The organism is Pseudomonas marginalis (assembly GCF_024169655.1).
Taxonomy (GTDB): domain Bacteria; phylum Pseudomonadota; class Gammaproteobacteria; order Pseudomonadales; family Pseudomonadaceae; genus Aquipseudomonas; species Aquipseudomonas paraveronii.
In genome coordinates this window covers 5,518,184-5,542,470 of the sequence record NZ_JALJWV010000001.1, presented here as the reverse complement: position 1 = coordinate 5,542,470, position 24,287 = coordinate 5,518,184, and the positions used below count along the sequence as shown (strand labels likewise).

29 protein-coding genes and 1 pseudogene are annotated in these 24,287 nt (G+C 63.2%); 15 read left to right on the top strand and 15 right to left on the bottom strand.

Translation table 11 applies throughout. From position 1 onward, the window contains the following. Window positions 1–528, top strand: coding sequence for a single-stranded DNA-binding protein (locus J2Y83_RS25590; RefSeq protein ID WP_099235124.1), 528 nt, complete (start codon window positions 1–3; stop codon window positions 526–528). Between the two features lie 169 nt (window positions 529–697). Here the strand turns inward: J2Y83_RS25590 and J2Y83_RS25585 are convergent. After that, window positions 698–1,001: pseudogene (locus J2Y83_RS25585) on the bottom strand (alpha/beta fold hydrolase); the annotation flags it as partial. A gap of 197 nt (window positions 1,002–1,198) precedes the next feature. On the opposite strand from J2Y83_RS25585, the gene tam reads away from it, so the two are divergent. After that, window positions 1,199–1,960 (top strand): trans-aconitate 2-methyltransferase, encoded by a 762-nt coding sequence (gene tam, locus J2Y83_RS25580; protein WP_253399578.1) that lies wholly within the window; start codon window positions 1,199–1,201, stop codon window positions 1,958–1,960. A gap of 21 nt (window positions 1,961–1,981) precedes the next feature. Here the strand turns inward: tam and J2Y83_RS25575 are convergent, their stop codons facing one another. Further along, complete coding sequence (locus J2Y83_RS25575; protein ID WP_253399577.1) at window positions 1,982–2,542, bottom strand: cysteine hydrolase family protein; 561 nt, start codon at window positions 2,540–2,542, stop codon at window positions 1,982–1,984. Window positions 2,543–2,638: 96 nt separating this feature from the next. On the opposite strand from J2Y83_RS25575, the gene J2Y83_RS25570 reads away from it, so the two are divergent. Then, a complete protein-coding gene (locus J2Y83_RS25570) occupies window positions 2,639–3,610 on the top strand; it encodes a GlxA family transcriptional regulator (protein ID WP_253399576.1) in 972 nt (323 codons plus the stop codon). A gap of 61 nt (window positions 3,611–3,671) precedes the next feature. Here the strand turns inward: J2Y83_RS25570 and J2Y83_RS25565 are convergent, their stop codons facing one another. Further along, a complete protein-coding gene (locus J2Y83_RS25565) occupies window positions 3,672–3,875 on the bottom strand; it encodes a hypothetical protein (RefSeq protein ID WP_253399575.1) in 204 nt (67 codons plus the stop codon). A 51-nt stretch (window positions 3,876–3,926) separates the two neighbouring features. On the opposite strand from J2Y83_RS25565, the gene J2Y83_RS25560 reads away from it, so the two are divergent. After that, window positions 3,927–4,811, top strand: coding sequence for a sugar nucleotide-binding protein (locus J2Y83_RS25560; RefSeq protein WP_253399574.1), 885 nt, complete (start codon window positions 3,927–3,929; stop codon window positions 4,809–4,811). A gap of 136 nt (window positions 4,812–4,947) precedes the next feature. On the opposite strand, the gene J2Y83_RS25555 is transcribed toward J2Y83_RS25560, so the two are convergent. The 5 genes from J2Y83_RS25555 to J2Y83_RS25535 form a co-directional block, all read right to left on the bottom strand. Then, window positions 4,948–5,646: an OmpW/AlkL family protein gene (locus J2Y83_RS25555; RefSeq protein WP_253399573.1), complete on the bottom strand. Its 699-nt coding sequence runs from the start codon at window positions 5,644–5,646 to the stop codon at window positions 4,948–4,950. Between the two features lie 94 nt (window positions 5,647–5,740). Then, entirely contained in the window at window positions 5,741–6,262 is a 522-nt protein-coding gene (locus J2Y83_RS25550) for a DUF3299 domain-containing protein (RefSeq protein ID WP_253399572.1), read from the bottom strand. An 11-nt stretch (window positions 6,263–6,273) separates the two neighbouring features. Next, a complete protein-coding gene (locus tag J2Y83_RS25545; protein WP_253399571.1) occupies window positions 6,274–7,539 on the bottom strand; it encodes an ABC transporter permease in 1,266 nt (421 codons plus the stop codon). A gap of 1 nt (window position 7,540) precedes the next feature. After that, complete coding sequence (locus J2Y83_RS25540) at window positions 7,541–8,251, bottom strand: ABC transporter ATP-binding protein (protein WP_253399570.1); 711 nt, start codon at window positions 8,249–8,251, stop codon at window positions 7,541–7,543. A 6-nt stretch (window positions 8,252–8,257) separates the two neighbouring features. Then, on the bottom strand, window positions 8,258–8,866 hold the full coding sequence (locus tag J2Y83_RS25535) for a DUF2796 domain-containing protein (protein ID WP_253399569.1): 609 nt from the start codon (window positions 8,864–8,866) through the stop codon (window positions 8,258–8,260). A gap of 131 nt (window positions 8,867–8,997) precedes the next feature. Here J2Y83_RS25535 and J2Y83_RS25530 point away from each other — a divergent pair, with 131 nt between their 5' ends. Continuing rightward, window positions 8,998–9,348 (top strand): hypothetical protein, encoded by a 351-nt coding sequence (locus tag J2Y83_RS25530; RefSeq protein ID WP_253399567.1) that lies wholly within the window; start codon window positions 8,998–9,000, stop codon window positions 9,346–9,348. 101 nt (window positions 9,349–9,449) lie between these two features. Here the strand turns inward: J2Y83_RS25530 and trxA are convergent, their stop codons facing one another. The 3 genes from trxA to J2Y83_RS25515 are packed head-to-tail and all read right to left on the bottom strand — an operon-like array spanning window position 9,450 to window position 11,469. Beyond that, window positions 9,450–10,322, bottom strand: a complete 873-nt coding sequence (gene trxA / locus J2Y83_RS25525) for a thioredoxin (protein WP_253399558.1) — start codon at window positions 10,320–10,322, stop codon at window positions 9,450–9,452. Between the two features lie 32 nt (window positions 10,323–10,354). Then, complete coding sequence (locus J2Y83_RS25520) at window positions 10,355–11,017, bottom strand: class I SAM-dependent methyltransferase (RefSeq protein ID WP_253399556.1); 663 nt, start codon at window positions 11,015–11,017, stop codon at window positions 10,355–10,357. Next, entirely contained in the window at window positions 11,014–11,469 is a 456-nt protein-coding gene (locus J2Y83_RS25515) for a YbaY family lipoprotein (protein ID WP_253399554.1), read from the bottom strand. Before J2Y83_RS25515 ends, J2Y83_RS25520 begins: the two co-directional genes overlap by 4 nt. A 139-nt stretch (window positions 11,470–11,608) precedes the next feature. Here J2Y83_RS25515 and nrdR point away from each other — a divergent pair, with 139 nt between their 5' ends. From nrdR to J2Y83_RS25465, 10 genes are all read left to right on the top strand, one after another. Continuing rightward, complete coding sequence (nrdR, locus tag J2Y83_RS25510) at window positions 11,609–12,079, top strand: transcriptional regulator NrdR (protein WP_253399552.1); 471 nt, start codon at window positions 11,609–11,611, stop codon at window positions 12,077–12,079. After that, window positions 12,076–13,212 carry a bifunctional diaminohydroxyphosphoribosylaminopyrimidine deaminase/5-amino-6-(5-phosphoribosylamino)uracil reductase RibD gene (ribD, locus tag J2Y83_RS25505; protein ID WP_253399545.1) on the top strand — a complete coding sequence of 379 codons (1,137 nt, stop codon included), beginning with the start codon at window positions 12,076–12,078 and terminating at the stop codon, window positions 13,210–13,212. Before nrdR ends, ribD begins: the two co-directional genes overlap by 4 nt. A 47-nt stretch (window positions 13,213–13,259) precedes the next feature. After that, window positions 13,260–13,937, top strand: coding sequence for a riboflavin synthase (locus J2Y83_RS25500; protein ID WP_253399543.1), 678 nt, complete (start codon window positions 13,260–13,262; stop codon window positions 13,935–13,937). A 15-nt stretch (window positions 13,938–13,952) separates the two neighbouring features. Further along, complete coding sequence (gene ribBA / locus J2Y83_RS25495) at window positions 13,953–15,044, top strand: bifunctional 3,4-dihydroxy-2-butanone-4-phosphate synthase/GTP cyclohydrolase II (RefSeq protein ID WP_253399541.1); 1,092 nt, start codon at window positions 13,953–13,955, stop codon at window positions 15,042–15,044. A gap of 88 nt (window positions 15,045–15,132) precedes the next feature. Continuing rightward, entirely contained in the window at window positions 15,133–15,609 is a 477-nt protein-coding gene (gene ribH / locus J2Y83_RS25490; protein ID WP_017849577.1) for a 6,7-dimethyl-8-ribityllumazine synthase, read from the top strand. Then, window positions 15,606–16,106, top strand: a complete 501-nt coding sequence (gene nusB, locus J2Y83_RS25485; RefSeq protein ID WP_247408426.1) for a transcription antitermination factor NusB — start codon at window positions 15,606–15,608, stop codon at window positions 16,104–16,106. The genes ribH and nusB overlap by 4 nt, the downstream gene beginning before the upstream one ends. 18 nt (window positions 16,107–16,124) lie before the next feature. Further along, window positions 16,125–17,090 (top strand): thiamine-phosphate kinase, encoded by a 966-nt coding sequence (gene thiL / locus J2Y83_RS25480; protein WP_253399539.1) that lies wholly within the window; start codon window positions 16,125–16,127, stop codon window positions 17,088–17,090. 142 nt (window positions 17,091–17,232) lie between these two features. Continuing rightward, window positions 17,233–17,850, top strand: a complete 618-nt coding sequence (ribA, locus tag J2Y83_RS25475) for a GTP cyclohydrolase II (protein WP_247408202.1) — start codon at window positions 17,233–17,235, stop codon at window positions 17,848–17,850. Continuing rightward, the gene (locus J2Y83_RS25470; RefSeq protein WP_247408200.1) at window positions 17,847–18,266 is read left to right on the top strand and encodes an MFS transporter; all 420 of its coding nucleotides are present in this window, start codon (window positions 17,847–17,849) and stop codon (window positions 18,264–18,266) included. Before ribA ends, J2Y83_RS25470 begins: the two co-directional genes overlap by 4 nt. Next, the gene (locus J2Y83_RS25465; RefSeq protein ID WP_253399537.1) at window positions 18,263–19,063 is read left to right on the top strand and encodes a cobalamin-binding protein; all 801 of its coding nucleotides are present in this window, start codon (window positions 18,263–18,265) and stop codon (window positions 19,061–19,063) included. The genes J2Y83_RS25470 and J2Y83_RS25465 overlap by 4 nt, the downstream gene beginning before the upstream one ends. Before the next feature lie 28 nt (window positions 19,064–19,091). On the opposite strand, the gene J2Y83_RS25460 is transcribed toward J2Y83_RS25465, so the two are convergent. The 4 genes from J2Y83_RS25460 to J2Y83_RS25445 all read right to left on the bottom strand — a co-directional run bounded on the left by J2Y83_RS25460 (window position 19,092) and on the right by J2Y83_RS25445 (window position 24,259). Beyond that, window positions 19,092–20,984: a TonB-dependent receptor domain-containing protein gene (locus tag J2Y83_RS25460; protein WP_253399535.1), complete on the bottom strand. Its 1,893-nt coding sequence runs from the start codon at window positions 20,982–20,984 to the stop codon at window positions 19,092–19,094. A 139-nt stretch (window positions 20,985–21,123) separates the two neighbouring features. Beyond that, entirely contained in the window at window positions 21,124–23,022 is a 1,899-nt protein-coding gene (gene dxs, locus J2Y83_RS25455; RefSeq protein ID WP_253399533.1) for a 1-deoxy-D-xylulose-5-phosphate synthase, read from the bottom strand. Between the two features lie 110 nt (window positions 23,023–23,132). Further along, window positions 23,133–24,020, bottom strand: a complete 888-nt coding sequence (gene ispA, locus J2Y83_RS25450) for a (2E,6E)-farnesyl diphosphate synthase (RefSeq protein ID WP_253399516.1) — start codon at window positions 24,018–24,020, stop codon at window positions 23,133–23,135. Then, entirely contained in the window at window positions 24,017–24,259 is a 243-nt protein-coding gene (locus tag J2Y83_RS25445; RefSeq protein ID WP_003176346.1) for an exodeoxyribonuclease VII small subunit, read from the bottom strand. The genes ispA and J2Y83_RS25445 overlap by 4 nt, the downstream gene beginning before the upstream one ends. Window positions 24,260–24,287: the final 28 nt, after the last annotated feature.

Here is a 24,287-nt window from a genome sequence, read left to right as displayed (position 1 = left end):
ATGGCCCGTGGGGTTAACAAAGTCATATTGGTCGGTACATGCGGCCAGGATCCCGAAGTTCGCTACTTGCCTAACGGTAACGCCGTGACCAACCTGAGTCTGGCGACCAGCGAACAGTGGACCGACAAGCAGACCGGCCAAAAGGTTGAGAAAACCGAATGGCACCGTGTGTCGATGTTCGGCAAAGTGGCAGAGATCGCCGGTGAATACCTGCGCAAAGGTTCGCAGGTCTACATCGAAGGCAAACTGCAGACCCGCGAGTGGGAAAAAGATGGCATCAAGCGTTACACCACTGAAATCGTGGTCGACATGCAAGGCACCATGCAACTGCTCGGCGGCCGTCCACAGGGCGACCAACAGGGCCAGGGCGGCATGTCCAACTCGGCACCGCGTCCACAGCAGTCGCGTCCGCAGCCAAGCCAGCAGCCAAGTCAGCAGCCACAGCGTGAGTCGCGCCCAGCGCCACAACAGGCCGCTCCGCAACCGGCTCCGGATTTCGACAGCTTTGATGACGATATCCCGTTCTAGCGCTTACCGAAGCAACAAGCTGCAAATTAAAAAAACCGCGCCGCCGACAAGGCCGCGCGGTTTTTTATGCGCCTCACGCAGGCTAAAACTGCGCGAAACGCAACATATCTTCATTGGCTTGTTGCTTGTGCGTGTCAGTCAACCCATGGGGCGCGCCCGTATAAACCAGCAACTGCGACGTGCCATGGCGAGCGATATAGCGCGCAACTTCACCGCCTCCGGTGGAAAAACCGAAGAGGATCAGGTTGGTCAGATCCAGGTGCTCGATCAATTCCGCCAGGTCGTCCGCGTAGTAGTCCATGCCCTCGGCGGTCATGCGCAATGGCGCGAAAACCGTTGTTGGCGAAATGCAGCATTTGCGATTCCCAGCTGTCGCTGTTCAGTGGCCAGCCGTGGCAGAACACAACAGGCTGGCCGCTGCCCCAGTCCTTATAGTAAATATCGTTGCCTTCGCGAGTTTTCAGATAAGTCATGGCGTAGCTCCATTGACGTGTACAGATTTGGCGGTGAAGGCCAGAAAACCGTCCGTGGACACTACGCTGAGTTCGGGTTTGCGAGCGCTGCGCAGGGTGTGTAGGCATCGTCCGATGGTGAGGTGAACCCTGGCGTTTGTTCTCATGGCTCACAAGATTTAGGCTGTGGCCAACCTTTACACAGAAGGAAAGCCGTGATGACCTGGTCAGCCAAGCAATACACCCTGTTCGAACAGCAGCGCACACGCCCCGTCCGCGATCTGGTTGCGGCCATTCCCAATACCGCTGTGCTAACCGCCGTTGACCTGGGCTGCGGCCCCGGTAATTCCACGCAAGTGTTGGCCGAGCGTTTTCCACAGGCTCACGTCACCGGCATGGACAGCTCCGACGACATGCTGGCCGACGCCCGCAAGCGCTTGCCGGCGCTGAGCTTCGAACTGGCGGACATCGGCGCGTGGGCCCCGGCACAACCCTTCGATGTGATCCTGGCGAACGCTTCCCTGCAATGGCTGCCGGACCACGCCACGCTCTACCCGCACTTGGTCAGCCAACTGACACGCGGCGGAACCCTGGCGGTGCAAACCCCGGACAACCTTGACGAGCCCGCCCACCGGCTGGCCCGTGAGGTCGCGGCCGATGGCCCATGGTCCTCCAGGATCGGTGCGGTCAAACACAATGAACGGCACTCGGCGAGCTATTACTACGAGCTGCTGAGCCAACACTGCAGCACCGTCGATGTATGGCGCACCACCTACCTGCACCCGCTGGCGGATCACGCGGCCGTGGTGGAGTGGTTCAAGGCCTCGGCATTGCGGCCGTTCCTCGCGCCGTTGAGCGACGACGAAAAAGCCGCTTTCCTGCAGGACTATCAGGCGCGGATCAGCCAGGCTTATCCGGCCCTGGCTGATGGCACCGTACTTCTGCCTTTCCCGCGGCTGTTCATCATTGCGACCCGCTAGCGCCACGCCCGCACGTGGCGGTCAGGCCGCCGCCTGGGCCTGCAAGTATTCTTGCGTCGACACCACGCTCGCATACCCAAACGCCAGCGACGCCATATACGCCCCATGCACCTGCGCCGCCGGAATCACTTGCCCGTTGAACTCCTGATCCCGCGTGGCGCAGGCGTCATGGATCAGCGTGACCTTGTAGCCCAGGTCCGCCGCCGCCCGTACCACCGCGTCGATGCACATATGGCTCATGCTGCCGACCACCACCACGTCAGTGATGCTGCGTTGCTCCAGCACCGTGCGCAGTTGGGTTTCGCGAAACGCATTCACAAAGTGTTTAAGCACCACCGGCTCACTGCCTTCGTTCAGCACCTTGGGATGCAGGTGCGCGCCTTCGGAGCCTGGGGTGAAGAACGGTGCATCGTCCGAGGTGAACTCATGACGCACATGAATCACCGCATCGCCCGCCCGGCGAAATGCCTGCAGCACCTGCGCGGCCTTGTCTGCCGCAGCCTCCACGCCGTCGAGAGGCCACTTGCCCTGGGGGAAGTAGTCGTTCTGGATATCGATTAGGATGAGCGCTTGCTTGGCCATGTGTGTTGCCTCGTGATGGGTTGATGGGGCCAGTATCTTAGCTGGCGCGCAGAGCGGGGATTGGCTGCACCGACAATAACAGGGGGAAAACTGACAATGGCCGTGGAGCGCTCGATCATCGAGCTGGGTGTGTTGATCTACCAAGGCGCGCAACTGGCGGCGGTGCATGGCTTGACCGATCTGTTCGGGGTGGCCAATCGGATCGCCGCAGCCCACCAATCCGCGCAATTGCCGCTGCTGCGGGTCAGTCATTGGCAGGTGGCGCCGGATGGCACGCCCGTGCGCATATTCGCCAGCCATCCCGGCCCAGGCCAGCCACTGATGGCCGTGCTGGTGCCACCGTCGATTGGCGAATTCACCGAGGAACAGACGCCCCCCGCGCTGCTGGATTGGCTACGTCAGCAACACGCAGCGGGCACCGTGCTCGGTGGCGTGTGCATCGGCTCGATCATGCTGGCGCGCAGTGGTCTGTTGGACGGGCGCAGCGCCACTACCCACTGGTCTTCCGCCAGCACCTTCGCTGCGCGTTACCCGGCGGTACGTCTGGAAGCGGATAAACCCATCGTCGATGACGGCGACCTGATCACCACCGCCGGGCTGATGGCGTGGTCCGAGCTGGGCCTACGCTTGGTCGACCGCCTCATGGGGCCGAGCGTTGCGGCGGACACGGCGCGCTTTTTGGTGATCGAACACAGCGACAGCGCCAGCCAGTGCGGCAGCAACTTCGCGCCGATTCTCGGGCATGGCGACGGCGCGATCCTGAAGGTCCAGCATTGGTTGCAAGCGAGCGGCGCGGTGGATGTCTCGGTGGTGGCGATGGCGCAGCAGGCGGGCCTCGAAGAGCGCACGTTCCTGCGGCGCTTTCGCGGCGCGACGGGTTTGAAACCCACTGAATATTGCCAGCACCTGCGAGTCGGCAAGGCCCGGCAAATGCTCGAATTCACCAATGGCACCATCGACCATATCGCCTGGACCGTGGGGTATCAGGACCCCAGCGCGTTTCGCGCCACGTTCAAGAAAATCACCGGCCTGGCGCCCAGCGAGTACCGCAGCCGGTTTGGCGTGTGAATCATGCAGAACGCCTCGCCGTTAATACGTCATCGTGCAGAATCAAACAGGTCAAGTGCTATCAGACTTTTGCTAACTGATTGATTTGAAAACCATCCATCAAAGATGCCTCGTCACCCGCTGCGTAGGCCAGAGCTTTATCGGCAATCACGTGTTCAGCTACTGCGGCGAGCAATACCTGGCAAGCCCGCAGTTTATCCGTGACGGTTGCGCTACAAACCCGCAAAATGCAACGATTCTGGCAAACACCCACGGCAAGGCTCAAACGCCTGTCGATACTAACCATCGTTCCAAACAGACCGGGCCTGCTCAATCTATGCGAATGCGCCTTATGTTATTGGGCGGCGGGAATGCCCTCGGGCAGGCGCTGATTCGCCTCGGTGCAGAGGAAGACATCGGTTTCCTCGCCCCCAAACCGCCCCAAGACGGCTGGGATGCCGCGAGCCTTACCCAATTGCTCGACGACACCCGTCCCGATGCGTTGATCAACCTCGCCTACTATTTCGACTGGTTCCAGGCCGAAGCGGTCAGCGAAAGCCGTCTGGCCGCCCAGGAGTCTGCGATTGAACGCCTGGCCGAACTGTGCCAGCACCACAACATCACCTTGCTGCAACCGTCCAGCTACCGCGTGTTCGATGGCTCCCGCGCCACCGCCTACAGCGAAAAGGACGAGCCGGTGCCCCTGGGCCTGCGCGGCCAGGCGTTGTGGCGTATCGAGCAGAGCGTGCGCGCCACGTGCCCGCAACATGTGTTGCTGCGCTTTGGCTGGCTGCTGGATGACAGTGTCGACGGCACCCTCGGGCGTTTCCTGGCGCGGGCCGAGAAGACTGAAGAATTGCTGATGGCCGACGACCGTCGCGGCAACCCGACGCCGGTGGACGATGCAGCGCGGGTGATCATCTCCGTGCTCAAGCAACTCGATTGCGCGGCGCCGCTGTGGGGCACTTATCACTACGCCGGTCACGAGGCGACCACGCCGTTGGCGCTGGGCCAGGCAATCCTCACCGAAGCGCGCAGCTTCCGTGCGCTGGCCATCGAAGCCCCCACCGCCCAGGCCCATGCGGCTCGGCCGGATGCCGGTGAAGAACCACAACACGCGGTGCTGGCCTGCAAGAAAATCCTGCATACCTTCGGCATCAAGCCGCGGGCGTGGCGAGCGGGGTTGCCAGCGTTGCTGGATCGGTTCTACCGCCGTAGCTGAAACACCCCAAAGCAAAATGTGGGAGGGGGCTTGCCCCCGATAGCGGTGGCTCAGTCAATGAATCTGTTGACTGACGCCGCGCTATCGGGGGCAAGCCCCCTCCCACATTGGTTTTGCGGTGTTTGTGAAATATCGCTTAGAACTTGTAGCCGATACCGACCATGTAAACGAATGGATCAACGTCAACATTGACCTTGGCGCGAGTGCCTGGGCCCAGACCGTTGTTTTCCACGGTGGCCGTGGTGCTGATATCGATATAACGGACCTGGCCGTTGATCATCCACTTGTCGGTGATCATGTAGTCAGCACCGATCTGTGCGGCCCAGCCCCAGGAGTTGTCGGCCTTGAAGTTGCTGAAACCGCTTTGTTTCGCGCTGCCGCTGAGGCTCTCGTCATAGATCCAGGTGTAGTTGATACCGGCACCCACATACGGTTGGAACTTCGACGCGCTGTCCAGCGGGTAGTACACGACGCTCAGGGTTGGCGGCAGTTGTTTCAGGGAGCCAAGCTTACCGTTGGCTGCGCCCACGGAGGTGCCCTTGAGCTTCACGTCATGCGAGAACGGGGAGGCCGCCAGCAGTTCGATACCCCAGTGGCTGGTGAACATGTAAGCGAAGTTCAGACCCAGTTGCGTGTCGCTGCTCAAGGTCGCCTTGCCACCCAGGTTGGCGCCGGTCGATGGGCCCTGGTCAACTTTGACGTTGCCGCTGTCGGTATTCGGGTTCACGGTGATTGCACCGGCACGAACCAGGATGTCACCGGCCTCGTAAGCGTGGGCAACGGGGGCAGCGAGAGCGAGGGCGAAGAGGGACGCACCGAGCAGGGACTTGTTCATGGGAGCTCCAGAGGACATTTAAAGGTTGTACATCCAATGGTAAAGATCGTTCCGCTTGGTCTTTTGACGCAGCTCAATGAAAGGGTGATAAGCGCTATTCCGGTAATTCGTAGATGTAAATCTTCTCGGCGTCCATCTGATAGCCCGCGTCAGCCAACTCACTGGACGACGGTTTGACCTGCATCGCGCCCTCGATCCAATACGGCTGATACAGCTCATCGAGCTTTACGCCGACTTCGCTTTTCACATGCACGATCTGATTCGACGGCGGCGGCGGTACGTGGATGCACGCGCCGAAATACGGCACCAGCAGGAACTCGGTGGTGCGGCCTTCTTCACTGACCTCCAGCGGCACGATATAGCCCGGCAGGCGGATATGTTGGCCGTCGAGGCTCTGCACCACCGGCGCGTTGGGCAAGTCCTGCTTGGCCGCTGGTGCGGCCTCGACCGACAAGGCATCGGCCATCTTCGACAGGTCGTGCAGCGGTTTCATATTGGGGATTTCCGGCGGCGCGTCCGGCGGAATCATCTCCTGCCAGGACAAATCCTTGGGCTGATCCTCCGCCCAGGCGGGTGCGGCCAGCAGCAACAACAGGGTAAACAGGGCGCGACGCATCGAAGCCTTCCTCATAAACGTATGGACAGGCCATCGGCCAAGGATTGTCGATAGGCACGCCACGCGGGCACGCTGCCCATCAGCAGCGCCGCCGCCAGGATACCGGCGAGCAAGGTCCACTCATATTCGCTGGGCCAGGCCATCGGCAGGTCCAGGCCGTAGTTGGCCTGCAAATACCCGCGCGAAGCCGCGATGCACACGTACAGCAAACCCACGCCTGCGATCACGCCGGACAGCGCCAGGGCAAAGGCTTCGAAGATCAGCAGCGTCGCGATATGCCACGGGCGTGCGCCCACCGAGCGCAGGATCGCCATTTCGCGACGGCGCTCGTTGAGGCTGGTGAGAATCGCGGTGAGCATGCCGATCAAGCCGGTCAGCACCACGAATAGCGAGATCACAAACAATGCCTTTTCCGCAGTGCCCATCATGCTCCACAGCTCTTGCAGCGCCACGCCGGGCAGAATCGCCAGCATCGGCTCGCCGCGGAATTCATTGATCTCGCGTTGCAGGGCGAAGGTGGAAATCTTGTTGTTCAAGCCGAGCATGAAGGCGGTGATCGCTTGCGGGGTCAGGTCCATGTTGCGCGCCTGATCGGCACTGATGCGGCCTTTGCCCTGGGCCGGCACGCCGTTGTGCCAGTCGATATGGATCGCTTCCATGCCGCCGAGGCTGATATGCAGCGTGCGGTCCACCGGGGTGCCGGTGCGCTTGAGGATGCCGACCACGGTGAACGGTTTGTCATCGTGCTTGACCAGGCTGACCACCGCCACGCCGTGGGCCAGCACCAGCTTGTCGCCGAGCTTGTAGTGCAGCGCTTCGGCGACTTCGGCGCCGAGCACCACTTCGAACGGATCGGTGGCGAAGGCGCGGCCGCTGGCCAGTTCGAGGTTTTGCTTGCGGCCGTACTGGTAGTGCTCGAAGTAGGACGCGTTGGTGCCCATCACCCGGTAGCCGCGATGGGAGTCGCCGAGGGAAATCGGAATGGCCCATTTCACCTGGGGGCTGGCGGCGAAGTGTTCGTAGCTGTCCCAGCGGATGTTGTTGGTGGCGTTGCCGATGCGGAACACGGAATACAGCAGCAGGTTGACCGAGCCGGAGCGCGCGCCGACGATCAGGTCGGTGCCGCTGATGGTGCTGGCGAAACTGTTGCGCGCTTCAACGCGTACCCGCTCCACGGCCAGCAGCAGGCACACCGAAAGGGCGATGGCGAAGGCGGTGAGGATCGCGGTAAAGCGGCGGTTAGCCAGGCTGGCCATGGCTAGACGGAACAGATACATCTCAAACCTCTGCGGGCGTGGCGGCGCGATTGAGTTCGGCCAGCGACAGGTGGCGGTCGAACAGTGGGGCCAGGCTCTGGTCATGGCTGACAAACAACAGGCTGGCGCCGGCGTCGCGGCATTCGGCGAACAGCAGTTGCAGGAAGGCTTCGCGGGCGTCGTAGTCCAGGGCCGAGGTCGGCTCGTCGGCGATCACCAGCTCCGGCTGGCCGATCAGCGCACGGGCGGCGGCCACCCGTTGTTGCTGGCCGATGGACAGCGAGTCGGCGCGGCGCTCCAGCAAATCCTTGTCCTTCAGGCCCAAGTGCGCGAGCAAGCTCGCAGCGGCCTGGTCGACGCTGCCGTGGCGCTGCTTGGCCCGCTGCGCGCGCAGCTTGGAAAAGTGGCACGGCAGCTCGACGTTTTCGCGCACCGACAGGAACGGCAGCAGGTTGAACTGCTGGAAGATGTAGCCGGTGTGGTCGACACGAAAACGGTCGCGGGCACCGGCCGAGAGGTCGGTCAGTTCCTGGCCGAGCAGGCGGATACTGCCTCGGCCGGGTGTCTGCACGCCGCCCAGCAGGCCGAGCAGGGTGGTCTTGCCGCTGCCGCTGGGGCCTTTGAGAAACAGGGTCTCCCCCAGTTCCAGGCGAAACGCGGGGATGTCCAGCAACTGTGGGTGCCCGGGCCAGTTGAAGCCCAGGTCGGACAGTTCGATCAATGCGTGGCTCATGGCTACTCAGAACTTCAGGGTGGCTGCTGTGACCGTCGCTTCCACACCTTGCTGGCCGCTCGGGCCGATCAGTTGTACCTGAATTTTCTGGGTGGCGGGGAAGGTCTTGAACACTTGGCTCAGGTCGAGGTTGCTCAAGGCCGTCGGCGTGGCGCAGGTGAATTGGTAGTGGGCGTGGATTTCGCTGTGGTCGTGATGATGCTCGTGGGCAGCCACGCCTTTGCTGTCGGTGGCGTGGTCGTCATTGTCGTCGTCGTCATGCTCGACTTCGGGCTTGTCGCCGAACAGCGGGCTGTTGAGTTCCTGGGTGCTGACCACGCAACCGGCGGCCTTGGGCAGGTTGAACAGGGCCAGGGGATTTTCCAGCTGTTTGCGCACGGCGGCGACCTTGGCTTTGTCGGCGGCGCTGCTGGCCAGGTGTTCGAAACCCACCAGGTTCATCGCCGGGCTGTCCAGCTCAAGCTCCAGGGCCTGGCCGTCGAGCACCGCATTGAGACGGCCGACCCCGTGTTCATGGGCGCCGAGGCTGGCGTGCTCATGATCATGCTCGTCAGCGGCGTGGGCGATAGCCAGTGGCAGCAGGGCAAACGGCAAAGCAAGCAGCAGACGGCGCATGGGGAAGCTCCAGAACATGAAAGTTATGTTATGTAATCTTATAACAATAATGCCGAGAGTTTGACCGTCCGCTTGGCGTTGCGCAAGCCGCATGGGAGCATGCCCGTCGGAAAAATGCAGGAGTAAGGACGATGTTGCGAATTCGTGGAACCGTCGGCGACCTGCCAGTGGACTTGACCCTGGAGCTCGATGACGCTGATTGGGCGCGACTGAGCGCGCAGTTGCAGGCGACGCCCGTGGCCAGCGCGACCGCCGCGCCGGCCGTTACGGTCAAGCACAATGATGACCTGTGGCAGAGCGCTCAGGACCTGTTGCGCGCCGCCGGCCAGCTCAATGGGCTGGAATTGCTCGATCAACTCGAAGGACTGGCCGGCGATGCGGCGGCAGGCAAGCGCCTGCTGGTGCGCCTGCGCCATAGCGGCCAGGTCAAGGTCAGCAGCGGCGGTGATACGCCGCTCTATACCTGGATTGATCCCTCGTAGGAGCGAGCTTGCTTGCGAAGAGCGTCAACCACAACGCGCCCATCCTGAATGAATGCGGTGTCCTTGAGTTTTTCGCGAGCAAGCTCGCTCCTACAGGGCGATTAGTACAGCGCGGCGAACAGCTTGCGGCGGTATGCGGTCACCAGTGGGTGATCATTGCCCAGCAGTTCGAACACCTGCAGCAAGGTCTTGTGCGGCAGGCCCTCGCTGTAGCTACGGTTGCGGATAAACAGCTTGAGCAAGCCTTCCAGCGCGGCGTCGTACTGCTGGCGCGCCAGTTGCTGAATGGCCAACTGATAGGCGGCTTCATCGTCCTGCGGGTTTTGCGCCAGGCGGCTTTTCAGGTCGGCGGCGTCCGGCAGGTCGGCCGCCTGGCGCAGGAAAGTGATTTGCGCCTTGGCGCCGGCGAGGGCGGCTTTGTGATCGTCGCTCTTCACGGCGTCGAGAACGGCTTGGGCTTCACCCAGTTCACCGCGTTCGGCCAGGCAGCGTGCGTACAGAATCAGCGCGGCGGCGTTGCTGTTGTCCTCGCCCAATAGCGCGACCAGCACGGCTTCGGCTTCGCTGATGCGGCCGTCGGCAAACAGCGTCTGGGCCTGCTCCAGTGGGGCCGCCGCGGCTGGCGGCGGCATCTGCACGTGAGGTTCGAGCATCGCCCGCACCGCCGACTCCGGCTGCGCCCCGGCAAATCCGTCCACCGGTTGGCCGTCCTTGAACAGCACCACCGTCGGCAGGCTCTGAATACCAAAGCGCGCAACGATGTCCTGCTCGGCCTCGCAATCGACCTTGGCCAGCAGCAACTCGCCCTGATAACTCTCGGCGATTTTCGCCAGCATCGGCATCAACGCCTTGCACGGCGCGCACCATTCGGCCCAGAAGTCCACGAGCACGGGTTTTTCGAAGGAGTTCTGGATCACCGCCTGGTCGAACGTGGCAGTGGTGGCGTCGAAGATATACGGCGTGGGCTCACTCATGGGGCGTCTCGAATAAAGCGGGAATGGGGCAACTATAAGGGCTGGCGCCGCGAATGGTACAGGCTCACCTTGCGAAACTCCCAAGGCTCCGCCAAGTCCGGCAATGTCAGCGCCTCCAGTATCGCCAGGCGCTGATAATCCGGGTGCTGAAAATCCCGTACCCGCGAATCCGCCACCAGCGCTTCACGCCCGCGCGTGAGGAACTGGTCCAGCAGCGGCAGGTTGGCGCGATCGTAGAGTACGTCGGCCACCAGGATCAGGTCGAAACGGTCGGCCTCGGCGAAAAAGTCCGCCGAATAACCCAGTTCAACCCCATTGAGTTCGGCATTCGCCCGGCAGGACGCCAACGCCAGCGGATCAAGGTCGCAGGCCACCACTTCCAACGCACCGGCTTTGACGGCGGCAATCCCGGCGACGCCGGAGCCGGCGCCAAAATCCAGCACGCGCTTGCCCGCGACCCACGTCGGGTTCGCCGCCAGGTAGCGCGCCAGTGCCAGGCCGCTGGCCCAGCAGAAACTCCAGTAGGGCGGCTCATGCAGGATGCGCCGGGTTTCTTCGGGGCTGAAGGCGCGGTCCATGTTGTCGGCGTCGAGCAGCCACAACGCCAGGTCGGTGCCCGGCAGCGGGCAGGGCACCAGGTGTGCGTCGCCGATCAGTTCGCTCAGCGCCCGTTGCAGGTCCTGCGGTGGCGTCATGGTGCTGTGACGAGTTGCAGGGGGCCGGTGGTCTGGGTGATCGCCTGGGTGATGCGCACGGCGGGCAGGTGCAGGATCAACTGGCCGGACTGGCTGGCGCGCCCGCGCAGTTCAACCCGCGCACCGGCAGGGAACGCGTCGGGGCTGAAGCGCAGGCGGAAGGCCAGGGGTTTGCCGTTGCCGCTCAGCACGCTGCTGGCGAGCAGTTGTTGCGGGCGGCTGCGGTCGTCGATCACCAACAGCGCCATCTCGACTTCGGCGCCGGCGGGCACGTTGGTCAGGCTGCCGTTGATTTCACGCTGGTAGGCCGGTAGCGGGCCGAGGTCTTCAATGCCGGGGACTTTTTTCTCTTGGGCCGGCTGAGGTTGCGGCGTCGACGGTTTCGGGGCTTCGCTGCTGCAGGCGACCAGAAAACCGAACAAGGTGAGTAAAACGAGTGGTCGTAACTGCATGTACGGCTCCAGAAAGGACAATATCCGTGGCTTAAAAAACATGAAACATAATCGTCAGCCTATATACCGCAAAGGCTATGGCTTGTCTTGCCACGGGGATGCGCTACCATGGCCCTCCCTTTTTTTGTTGCCTGCCACCATGCACTGTCCCTTCTGCGGTGCCAACGACACCAAGGTCATTGACTCGCGTCTGGTCGCCGAGGGCGATCAAGTGCGTCGCCGGCGCGAATGCCTGGCCTCTGGCTGCGGTGAACGTTTCACCACCTTCGAAACCGCCGAACTGGTATTGCCACGTCTGATCAAGTCCGACGGCAGCCGCCAGCCTTTCGACGAAGAAAAATTACGCGCCGGTATGCAGCGCGCCCTGGAAAAACGCCCGGTGAGTGTCGAGCGGCTGGAGGCGGCGCTGGCGCACATCAAGCACCAGTTGCGCGCGACCGGCGAGCGCGAGGTCAAGTCCCTGGTGGTTGGAGAGCTGGTGATGGGCGAGCTGCAAAAGCTCGACGAAGTCGCCTATATCCGTTTCGCTTCGGTGTATCGACGCTTCCAGGACCTCAATGAGTTCCGCGAAGAGATCGACCGCCTGGCCCGTGAGCCGGTCAAAAAATGAACCCACCTTCTGCTGAACAGGCTGTCCTCGACGCCCATTACATGGCCCGCGCCCTCGAATTGGCGCGCAACGGCCTGTACACCACCCATCCCAACCCGCGTGTGGGCTGCGTGATCGTGCGTGACGGGCAGATCGTCGGCGAAGGCTGGCACGTGCGTACCGGCGAGCCCCATGCGGAAGTGCATGCCTTGCGCGCTGCCGCTGACAAAGCCCGCGGCGCTACGGCCTACGTCACCCTCGAGCCCTGCAGCCATTACGGTCACACCCCGCCGTGCGCCGATGCGCTGGTGAGTGCCGGGGTGGCGCGGGTGGTCGCGGCGATGCAGGACCCCAACCCGGACGTCGCCGGACGCGGTATGCAGCGCCTGGCCCAGGCCGGCATCGAAGTACACAGCGGTGTGCTCGAAGTGGATGCGCGGGCGCTCAATAAAGGTTTCCTCAAGCGTATGGAACACGGCCTGCCATTTGTGCGGGTCAAGCTGGCGATGAGCCTGGACGGCCGCACCGCTATGGCCAGCGGCGAGAGCCAATGGATCACCGGCCCCGCCGCCCGCGCCGCCGTGCAGCGCCTGCGCGCCGAGGCCAGCGTGGTGCTGACCGGCGCCGACACCGTGCTGGCCGATGGCGCTCGGCTGACCGTGCGCGCCGCCGAACTCGGCCTGGACGCAGAAACCACCGCCCTGGCCATGTCGCGTCCGCCGCTGCGTGTGCTGATCGACGGGCGCCTGCGGGTGCCGCTCAATGCGCCGTTCTTCAAGGCCGGCCCGGCGCTGGTGATTACCTGCGTCACGGCGGAAAACCAGTTTCCCCGTGGCCCCGAGTGCCTCGTTGTGCCCGGTGTCGATGGCCAGGTCGACCTGCGCTCGGCGCTGGTGGCGTTGGCGGCCCGTGGTGTCAACGACGTGCTGGTGGAAGCCGGCCCAAGCCTGGCGGGCGCGTTCGCCCAGCAGGGCCTGGTGGACGAATACGTGATTTTCGTCGCCGGCAAGTTCCTCGGCTCTGCGGCCCGGCCTTTGCTGGACTGGCCGCTTGAGAAACTGGCCGACGCGCCCCAACTCAAGATCACTGAAATGCGCGCTGTGGGCGATGACTGGCGAGTCACTGCCATCCCTGTGCCAGCAGCGAGCGTATAATTCTGACCGGGCGCTCAAGCGCCCGCCCCGTTTTCCAGGAGAAGGCCATGTTCACCGGCATTATCGAATCCATCGGCAGCATCCGTGCCATGACCCCCAAGGGCGGCGACGTGCGCCTGCTGGTTGACACCGGCAAGCTCGACCTGGGCGACGTCAAGCTGGGCGACAGCATCGCCGTCAGCGGCGTCTGCCTGACCGTCGTCGACTTGCCGGGCAACGGCTTTGCCGCCGATGTCAGCCGGGAAACCCTGGACTGCACGGCGATGAGCGATCTTGCGGCCGGCAGCCCGGTCAACCTGGAAAAAGCCCTGACCCCGACCACGCGCCTGGGCGGTCACTTGGTCAGCGGCCACGTCGACGGCGTCGGCGAAGTGGTGGCCCGCAGCGAAAACGCCCGCGCTGTCGAGTTCCGCATCCGTGCGCCCAAGGCGCTGGCCAAGTACATCGCCCACAAAGGCTCGATCACCGTCGATGGCACCAGCCTGACCGTGAACGCCGTGGACGGCGCCGAATTCGCACTGACCATCATTCCTCACACCCTGAGCGAAACCATCATGGCGTCGTACCAGCCAGGTCGCCGGGTGAACCTGGAAGTCGACTTGCTTGCCCGTTACCTGGAGCGCCTTCTGTTGGGCGATAAGGCCGCAGAGTCTGACTCTCGACAAAAGCCTGCCGGGAACATCACCGAAAGTTTTTTGGCCGCTAATGGCTACCTGAAATCCTGACCAAGGGGGTGCCCTGTGGCGCTCAATAGCATCGAAGAACTGGTTGAAGACATCCGCCAAGGCAAGATGGTCATCCTGATGGATGACGAAGACCGTGAGAACGAAGGCGACATCATCATGGCCGCCGAGGCGTGCAAACCCGAGCACATCAACTTCATGGCCAAGCACGCCCGTGGGTTGATCTGCATGCCCATGAGCCGCGAGCGCTGCGAGTTGCTCAAGCTGCCGCTGATGTCGCCGCGCAACGGTTCCGGGTTCGGCACCAAGTTCACCGTGTCGATCGAGGCCACCACGGGCGTGACCACCGGGATCTCCGCCGCCGACCGTGCGCGCACCGTGCAAGCGGCTGCTGCGAAAGACGCCAAGGCCGAAGACATCGTCAGCCCGGGTCACATCTTCCCGCTGATGGCGCAGTCGGGTGGCACCCTGGCCCGTGCCGGCCACACCGAAGCCGCCTGCGACCTGGCGCGCATGGCCGGTTTCGAGCCGAGCGGGGTGATCTGCGAAGTGATGAACGACGACGGCACCATGGCCCGTCGTAGCGAGCTCGAAACCTTCGCCGCCGAACACAACCTCAAGATCGGCACGATTGCCGACCTGATTCACTACCGGATGATCCACGAACGTACCGTTCAGCGGATTGCCGAGCAGCCGCTGGACAGCGAACTGGGCCAATTCAACCTGGTGACCTACCGTGATTCGGTGGAAGGCGACGTCCACATGGCGCTGACCCTGGGCACCATCTGCGCCGACGAACCGACCCTGGTGCGCGTCCACAACATGGACCCGCTGCGCGACCTGTTGATGGTCAAGCAACCCGGGCGCTGGAGCCTGCGCGCCGCGATGGCTGCGGTGTCCGAGGCCGGCAGTGGGGTGGTGCTGTTGCTGGGTAACCAGGTGGATGGCGACGTCTTGCTCGCGCATATTCGCGAGTCTGCCGAGCAAACCCAGGTCAAAACGCCGACCACCTACAGCATCGTCGGCGCCGGTTCGCAGATCCTGCGCGACCTTGGCGTGCGCAAAATGCGCCTGATGAGCGCACCGATGAAATTTAATGCGATATCCGGTTTCGATCTGGAAGTTGTAGAATACGTGCCCTCCGAATAAAGGCTGGCGATTGTTGCGCCTTGTTCGCGGTTAAATCATCACTGAGGGACGCACTTTTAGCGTCCCGGCTCTTTAAGAGATTTGTCGAATGACCCTGAAGACCATCGAAGGTACCTTCATTGCCCCCAAAGGCCGCTATGCCCTGGTGGTTGGCCGCTTCAACAGCTTCGTGGTTGAAAGCCTGGTAAGCGGTGCCGTGGACGCCCTGGTTCGCCACGGTGTGAGCGAGAGCGACATCACCATCATCCGTGCCCCTGGCGCCTTCGAAATTCCACTGGTTGCGCAAAAAGTTGCGCAACGCGGTGAATACGCGGCGATCGTCGCCCTGGGCGCGGTCATTCGTGGCGGCACGCCGCACTTCGAATACGTGGCTGGCGAATGCACCAAGGGCCTGGCCCAGGTATCCATGGAGTTCGGCGTACCGGTTGCTTTCGGCGTGCTGACCGTGGATTCGATCGAACAAGCTATCGAACGTTCCGGCACCAAGGCCGGTAACAAAGGTGCTGAAGCTGCCCTGTCCGCCCTGGAAATGGTCAGCCTGCTGGCGCAGTTGGAGGCCAAGTGATTTCCGACGAGAGCGATCGTTTCAACCCGCGCGACGAGCGTCCGGCGGACGCCGGTAAGCCATCGAAAAGCGAAAAGCGCCGTGCTGCCCGTCAGCTCGCCACCCAGGCGCTGTACCAGCGTCACATGGCCGGCACTTCGCTGAACGAAATCGAAGCGCAATTTCGCGTCGACAATGACTTCGCCTTCGCCGACCAGAGTTACTTCCACGACATCCTGCACGGTGTTCCGGCCAACCTGACCGAGATCGACGCTGCATTGACGCCGTGTCTGGACCTGACTATCGAAGAGCTGGACCCGGTTGAACTGGCCGTACTGCGCCTGTCCACCTGGGAACTGCTCAAGCGCGTCGACGTGCCGTACCGCGTGGTGATCAACGAAGGTATCGAACTGGCGAAAGTCTACGGTTCGACCGACGGTCACAAGTTCGTCAACGGCGTGCTCGACAAGCTGGCCCCGCGCCTGCGTGAAGCCGAAGTGAAGGCGTACAAGCGCTAACCTGCGCTTGAGTCCTGAATGGGCGAGTTTGAGCTGATCCGCAAATACTTCGCCGCCGCGCCCTGTGCGCAGGGCGGCGAGGGCATTGCCCTGGGGATCGGCGATGACTGCGCCTTGCTGGCGCTCCCCGCTGGGGAGCAGTTGGCAATCTCCACCGATACCTTAGTGGCCTGCGTGCATTTTGCCGACCCCTGTGATCCGTTCCTGCTCGGCCAGCGCTCGCTGGCCGTGGCAGTGAGCGATCTGGCCGCCATGGGCGCCCACCCTGTCGCATTTACCCTGGCCCTCACCACCCCCACCGTCGATGCCGACTGGCTGCAACGCTATGCCCAGGGTTTGAACGCCATGGCGCAGAACTGCGGCGTGGGCCTGGTCGGCGGCGATACCACGCGCGGGCCGCTGAGCCTGACCATGACCGTGTTCGGCCGCGTACCGGCCGGCCAGGCGCTGACCCGCAGCGGTGCGCGGCCGGGTGACTTGCTGTGTGTGGGCGGGGAATTGGGCAACGCGGCGGGCGCGTTGCCGTTGGTACTGGGCCAGCGCAGCGCCGAGGCCAGCATCGCTGATCCGCTGCTGGCGCATTACTGGTCGCCGCAACCGCAGTTGGCCTTGGGGGTGGCTCTTCGGGGCAAGGCGACGTCTGCGATGGATATCTCCGACGGGTTATTGGCCGATTGTGGGCATATCGCCAAGGCATCGGCTGTCAGCCTGCTTGTCGAGCGCCAGGCGCTGCCGTTGTCTCAGGCTTTGCTCGCGTTTGTCGGCGATGACGCGGCGCGGGTGGCGGCCTTGAGTGGGGGCGACGACTACGTGTTGGTGTTCACCCTGCCGCCGGCCGAGCTCGCGCCGTTGCTGGCGGACGGCTGGCCGGTGCATGTGATCGGTCGGGTCGAGGCGGGGCAGGGTGTGACACTGCTCGACGCGAACGGGCACGACATCACCCCGGCCATTCGCGGCTATCAGCATTTTCGCGAGACATCCTGAGCCAGTGTTCTGGCTTGCATAGAACCGAGACGAAGGCCAATCGAACCGATTGATCTTTATCAGTGAAAATTCAGCTTAAGCGTCTGTAGGAACGTGCTGTTACAATGCGTGCCTCTGTGAAATCTGAAATCAGGAGCACACGGTGCCCGTCGTTTTCGTCGCTGCTTCCAAGCTGCCTACCCCTTTTGCCTCGTTCACCATGCATGGCTTCCTCGAAGGCGCCAACGGGCGCGAGCACGTTGTGCTCACCCTGGGTGATATCGCCGATGGCGCGCCGGTGCTTGGTCGCATTCACTCCGAGTGCCTGACCGGTGACGCGCTGTTCAGCCAGCGCTGCGACTGCGGTTCGCAACTGGAAGCCGCGATGCGCGCCATCGCCCATGAAGGCCGTGGCGTCTTGCTGTACTTGCGCCAGGAAGGTCGTGGCATTGGCCTGCTGAACAAAATCCGCGCCTATGAGTTGCAGGATGGCGGCGCCGACACCGTTGAAGCCAACGAGCGCCTGGGCTTTGCCGCTGACCAGCGTGACTACGGCATCTGCCTGCCGATGCTGGAGCACCTGGGCGTGAAATCCCTGCGCCTGATGACCAACAACCCGCGCAAGGTCAAAGCCTTGACCGAGATGGGCATCACCGTCGCCGAGCGCGTGCCGCTGCACACCGGGCACAACCCGCACAACAAGCTCTACCTGGCGACCAAAGCCAGCAAGCTCGACCACATGATGGGCAACGAGCATCAGGGCGAGGTCGACCGCGCGTGACCCGAGGCCAGGTGAAACGGCGATTGACCTTCAATTGGTGGCAATACCTGGCGCTCGCGTTGCTGCCTTTGTTCGTGATCAACCTGTTGTTCGGTCGGGCCGAGCCGCTGTTGCCGGTGCTGGCCATGCCGTTCTTCATTGCCGGCGTGGCCTCGATGTTTCTCAGCCTGCGGTATTTCCATGGCTATAAACATGCGTTGATCGCCACGTCCAAAGCCCTCGATACCGCCGAGGAGCCGGCAGCCTGGCTCACCCTTGCCGCCCGTCGCCGCATGGCCTTGCTGATTGCTGCCGTGCCGGCCTGGATTGGCGCGCTGGCGGTGTTTGTCGGCCTGGAAGCGGTGCCGTTGTTTCTGCTCGTGCTGTCGACCCTGGTGTTGTTTTACCTCTACCGCATCCCGCGTCAGTTGGGATGAGGCTTCGCTGGCTGGCGGTCCTGCTGCTGGCGTTCGGTGCCCAGGTGCTGGCGGTCGAGCGGGTGGTCAGCCTGGCGCCGTCGCTGTCGGAAATCGTGGTTGAACTGGGCGCTGCCGACCTGCTGGTGGGCGTGCTCGACGGCGGCGATCGGCCGGTGGCGCTGGCGAAGGTGGCGTCGGTAGGCCGCTACGGGCAATTGAATATCGAGCGTTTGCTCAGCCTCAAGCCCGACCTGATCCTGCTCTGGCCCGGCAGTATCGGCCCGGCGCAACGTGAACAGTTGCAGCGCCTGAATATCCCCGTCTATGTCGCCGAACCCCATAACCTCGAACAACTGACCCAGCAGGTCCAGGCCATCGCCGAGCGACTGGGGCGCGCCGACGCCGGCCGGCAATTGTCTACGCAGTTGCGCCAGCGCCTGGCCGGGTTGCGCCAGCGCTATCAACGTGCCGAGCCCTTGCGGGTGTTTTACCAGGTGTGGAGCCCGCCGCTGTACACCGTGGGCGGTGGGCAGATCATCAGCGATGCGCTGAGTGTGTGCGGCGCACGCAATGTGTTCGACGACCTCACGCTGCCCGCGCCGCAGGTCAGCATCGAGTCGGTGTTGCAGCGCAATCCCGAGGTGATTCTGGCGGCGGATCAGCCGCAGTTGGATGCCTGGAAAGCCTGGCCGCAGGTGGCGGCGGTGGCGCAGGGGTGGTTGCTGTTGGTGCCGGATAAAGGCCTGGAGCGGCCGAGTGGGCAGATGCTGGAGGCGTTGGCGCGGTTGTGTCAGGTGATTGCGCCGAACCGCTGAGGCAATCGCAGGCAAACCGACGTTTCGATCAGAGCGCCGGCGTCCAGGTCACCCCAACCTTCCACACCCGGCCTTCTTCCCGATAGTCCTGATTGTTCAGGAACGCCGGATCGTCATAGCTGTAACGCGCCCGTGCGTAAGTCTTGTCCAGCAGGTTATCGACGTTCAGCGACAGCGCCACCTCCCGACTCACCGCCCAACTGCTGCGCAGCCCGAGCAAGGCATAACCGCTCAGGCGATTGCGATTGGCTTCGTCGTCGTAGCTGCTGCTGATCGCCTGCCAGCTCGCGCCCACGCCGAGTTGATCGAATTGCCGATCCAGGTCCAGGCTTAGGGTACGTCGCGCGCGGCGGGCCAGGGTGTGGCCGCTGTCGCGGTCGCGCGGGTCGATGAACGAGACGCCCAGGTTGCCCTGCCAGCCAAACAGTTCGTGCTTGAGTGCGCCTTCAAAGCCATTGATCCGCGCCGCTGCGACGTTTTGCGGTTTGCCGCCGTCGAGGATGATCGCGTCGCTCAAGTCGGTGCGGTACAGCGAGGCTTCCAGGCGCGTGTGGTCGCCGAGTTGGCTGCGCCATTGCAGTTCGTAACTCTTCGATGTCTCGGGCTGAAGGTTGGGGTTGCTGTACTGCGTGTCCGGGTAATAGAGATCATTGAAGGTCGGCGCACGGAAGCCTTCGCTGTAGCTGAGCAGCACATCGTTGTCGGGATTGATCGGCACGGTGAGGGTGCCGCTCCAGCTGTTCTGGCTGCCGAACTGCTGGTTCTGGTCATGGCGCAGGCCCAGTTCGGTGGAAAACCATGCGCTGTGGAACCGATGCTGCACAAACGCGGCGCGGTTCCAGCGGCTGTTTTCAGTGAAGGTGGTGGAGCCGTGGAAGCGGTCTTCGTACCAGTCGCCGCCGAGGATCAGGCTGTTGCGGTCATTCAGCGTCAGGTCGTTCTGCCAGTTGAGCGAGTCGCGGTAGGTGTTGAACACGCTGAACTCATCGCTGAGCGTATCGCGCTTGGTATCGCGGTTCTCGCTGTGGCCCAGCTCCAGGAGCGATTGCCAGCGCTCGGTGAGCTTGGCGTCGACATAGCCGCTGGCGCTGCTCACGGCGTAGTCGGTGTAGGGTTTTTGGCCGACGGTCTGCATGGTGGCGACGTCATAGCGACCGAAACTGTTGTCGTACTCCGACTTGCCGCGGCTATCCAACAGATTGAAACCGGCTTCGAATTCGTCACTGAAGCTGTGGCTGAGGTTCAGGCTGACGGACTGGTTGCGGTAGGCATCATGGTCGCCATCGCTGGGAAACGAGGTGCGCGTCGAGTTGATGCCGGCGGTTTCATCCAGGCTCGCGCCCAGGTTGAAGCGCGTGTGTTCGTCGCCGCCGGACAGCCCGAGGCTGCGTTCCCAGCTCTGGTGGCTACCGAAGCCCAGCTTCAGGCGTGGCTGCAGGCCCTGTTCGGCATTGCGCCGGGTGAACACCTGGATCACCCCGCCTATCGCATCGCTGCCGTAGATCACCGAGCGCGAGCCGCGCAGCACTTCGACCCGTTCGATCTGATCGACGTTGAGGTACTGCAGGCCGCTGTCGCCGGAGGTGGCGTTGGCGATGCGCTGGCCGTCCACCAGCACCAGGCTTTGCGCGGACTTGGTGCCGCGTATATAGATGCCCGGCAAACTGCCACGGCCGCCGGTGGGCGCCACTTGCACGCCGGGCACGCGGCTGAGCAGGTCGGTCAGGCTGGTGGGTTGCAGGCGGTCGATGTCGTCGCGGGTAAAGACGGTGTTGGCGGCGCTGCTGTCGTTGCGCGCCTGGACCTGGCGGTTGGCGCTGATGACCACGTCGGGGAGTTTCAGCGCCTGGTCGCGGGTGTCGGCGAGCGGGTCGTGGGCTGGCAGAAGCAGCAAGGGCAGGACAAGGCGAAGATGATTCATGGCTGTCCACAGCGTTGAAAGTTGGCACAAAACCAATGTGGGAGGGGGCTAGCCCCCGATAGCGGTGTACCAGTTAACGTATCTGTCACTGACCCACTGCCATCGGGGGCAAGCCCCCTCCCACATTTTGATCCGGTTTCTACAGGCCCTGCAGCGCCATACGTTCGCGTACCGACGCCTCGATCCCGGCTTCATCCAGGCCGCACTCGGCGAGCATCTGCGCCGGCTTGGCGTGTTCGACGTACATGTCCGGCAAGCCCAGATGCAGCACCGACTTGAGGATGTTCTCGCGTGCCAGGAACTCGCTGACCGCCGCTCCGGCACCGCCCATGATGGCGTTTTCTTCGACCGTCACCAGCAATTGATGGCTAGCGGCGATCTCGCGCACCAGGGCTTCATCCAAGGGTTTGACGAAGCGCATATCGACCACGGTGGCGTCGATTTTCTCGGCCACTTTCAGGGCTTCGGCCAGTTGCACGCCGAACACCAGGAATGCGGTCTTGCTGCCTTGGCGTCGCACGATGCCCTTGCCGATTTCGATCGGCGCCAGGTCTTTTTCGATCACTGCATTCGGGCCGGTGCCGCGCGGGTAGCGCACGGCGGCCGGGCCGTTGTAGAGGTGGCCGGTGCTGAGCATCTTGCGCAGTTCGTTTTCGTCGCTCGGCGTCATCACCAGCATGCCGGGGATGCAACGCAGGTAGGACAGGTCGAAGCTGCCGGCGTGGGTCGGGCCGTCTTCGCCGACCAGGCCGGCGCGGTCGATGGCGAACAGCACGTCGAGGTGCTGCACCGCGACGTCGTGCACCAACTGGTCATAAGCGCGCTGCAGGAAGGTGGAGTAGATCGCCACCACCGGCTTGGCGCCTTCGCAGGCCATGCCGGCGGCGAACGTCACCGCGTGTTGCTCGGCGATGGCGACGTCGAAGTAGCGCAGCGGGAAACGCTCGCTGAACGCCACCAGGTCGGAACCTTCCTTCATCGCCGGGGTAATCCCCACCAGGCGCGGGTCGGCGGCGGCCATGTCGCACAGCCACTCGCCGAACACACCGGAATACTTCGGCCCGCTGGCTTTTTTCGGCGCGGCGGCCGGCGCGTCCAGGGGGTCGAGCTTGGTGATCGCGTGGTAACCGATCGGGTCGACTTCCGCCGGGGCGAAGCCTTTGCCTTTTTTGGTGACGATGTGCAGGAACTGCGGGCCTTTGAGGTCACGCATGTTGCGCAGCGTGGCGATCAGGGTCGGCAGGTCGTGGCCGTCGATGGGGCCGATGTAGTTCCAGCCCAGCTCTTCGAACAGCGTGCCGGGCACCAGCATGCCCTTGGCATATTCTTCGGTGCGGCGGGCGATTTCCCACGCGCCGGGCAGGCGCGACAGCACTTTCTTACTGCCTTCACGCATGCTGGCGTAGGTCCGGCTGGACAGGATCTTCGCCAGGTAGTTGGACAGGCCGCCGACATTGCGCGAGATCGACATGTCGTTGTCGTTGAGGATCACCAGCATGTTGGCGTTTACTTCCGGCGCATGGTTCAGCGCCTCGAAGGCCATGCCGGCGGTCAGCGCGCCGTCACCGATCACTGCAATCGCCTTGCGATCGCTGCCTTGCAGGCGCGAGGCAATCGCCATGCCCAGTGCGGCACTGATCGAGGTGCTGGAGTGGCCGACGCCAAAGGTGTCGTACTCGCTCTCCGAGCGGCGCGGGAAGGCGGCGATGCCGTCCTTCTGGCGCAGGGTGCTCATGCGCTCGCGACGGCCGGTGAGGATTTTATGCGGATACGCCTGATGGCCCACGTCCCACACCAGCCGGTCGTCCGGGGTGTCGAACACGTAATGCAGCGCGATGGTCAGCTCGATGACGCCCAGGCCGGCACCGAAATGCCCACCGGTCTGGCCGACCGTGTAGAGCAATTCCAGGCGCAATTCATCGGCCAGGGTTACCAGCTCGGTTTCACCCAGACGCCGCAGGCCGTCCGGCGTGGCAGCACGGTCGAGCAGGGGCGTGGACGGGCGTTTGCGGGGAATCTCTTGAAACGTCGTGGGCATCAGGCGAATCGTTATAGGTATAGAAGAGGCGGCAGTTTACCTCAAGCATCGCAAACTGCCCACGCAGAGCGCCGAACTTGACCGATATGCGGCCGTAATGGCCGCTGTTATCAGTAGCGACGTTCGACGATGTACCGCGCCAGGTCACGCAGGGGCTCGGCCGCCGCGTCGAAAGGTCGCAGGGCGGCCAGGGCCTGGTCGCGCAGTTCCAGGGCGTAAGCCTTGGCGGCATCCAGCCCGAGCAGCGCAGGATAAGTCGGTTTGTCCCGTGCGATATCGGCACCCTGGCGTTTGCCCAGGGTGGCGGTGTCACTTTCTACGTCGAGAATGTCGTCCTGCACCTGGAACGCCAGGCCGATGGCCCGGGAGTAGACCTGCAAGGCCGCCAATTGCGTGGCGTTGGCACGACCACTGGCCAGGGCGCCCAAGTGGACGGCGGCTTCGATCAGGGCGCCGGTCTTGTGCCGGTGCATGTGTTCGAGTGCCGGTTGATCGAGCTTCTGGCCCACCGAACCAAGATCGATGGCCTGGCCACCGACCATACCGGCAGGGCCTGCGGCCACCGCCAGGGCAGTGACCATGCGCAAACGGATCTCGGCGTTCACGCTGCTCAAGCTCGGGTCCAGCAGCGCGCTGAACGCCAGGCTTTGCAGGCCATCACCGGCGAGAATCGCGCAGGCTTCGTCAAAGGCTTTATGGGTGGTCGGCTGACCGCGACGCAGGTCATCGTCGTCCATCGCCGGCAAATCGTCATGCACCAGCGAATAGGCGTGAATCAACTCCACCGCACAGGCCGCGCCATTGGCTTGTTCGGCGGGCGCGCCGAGGGCTTCGCATGCCGCATACGCCAGCAACGGGCGCACACGCTTGCCGCCATTCATGACGCTGTAGCGCATGGCCTCATAGAGACGTTTGATTTCGGGGCTTGGCGCAACAAACAAGGGCTCCAGCGCCGCATTGACCCGGGCTTGGCTACTGGCCTGATACGCGTCGATCATTCCGGCTGTTCCGCATCGAAAGGTTCTTCAGCCAACTCCCCGTCGCGTTCCAGCAACACCTGGACCTTCTGCTCCGCCTGCGCCAACGCGCTCTGGCAGTCACGGGTCAGGCCGATGCCTTGTTCAAACGCGGTCAGCGAGTCTTCCAGCGACAACTCGCCGTTCTCCAGACGCTCGACCAGGGTTTGCAGGTCGGCGAGGGATTGTTCGAAATCGAGTGCAACTTTTTTGCGGGCCATGGCGGCTATTCCGGTAGACGGTAAACCG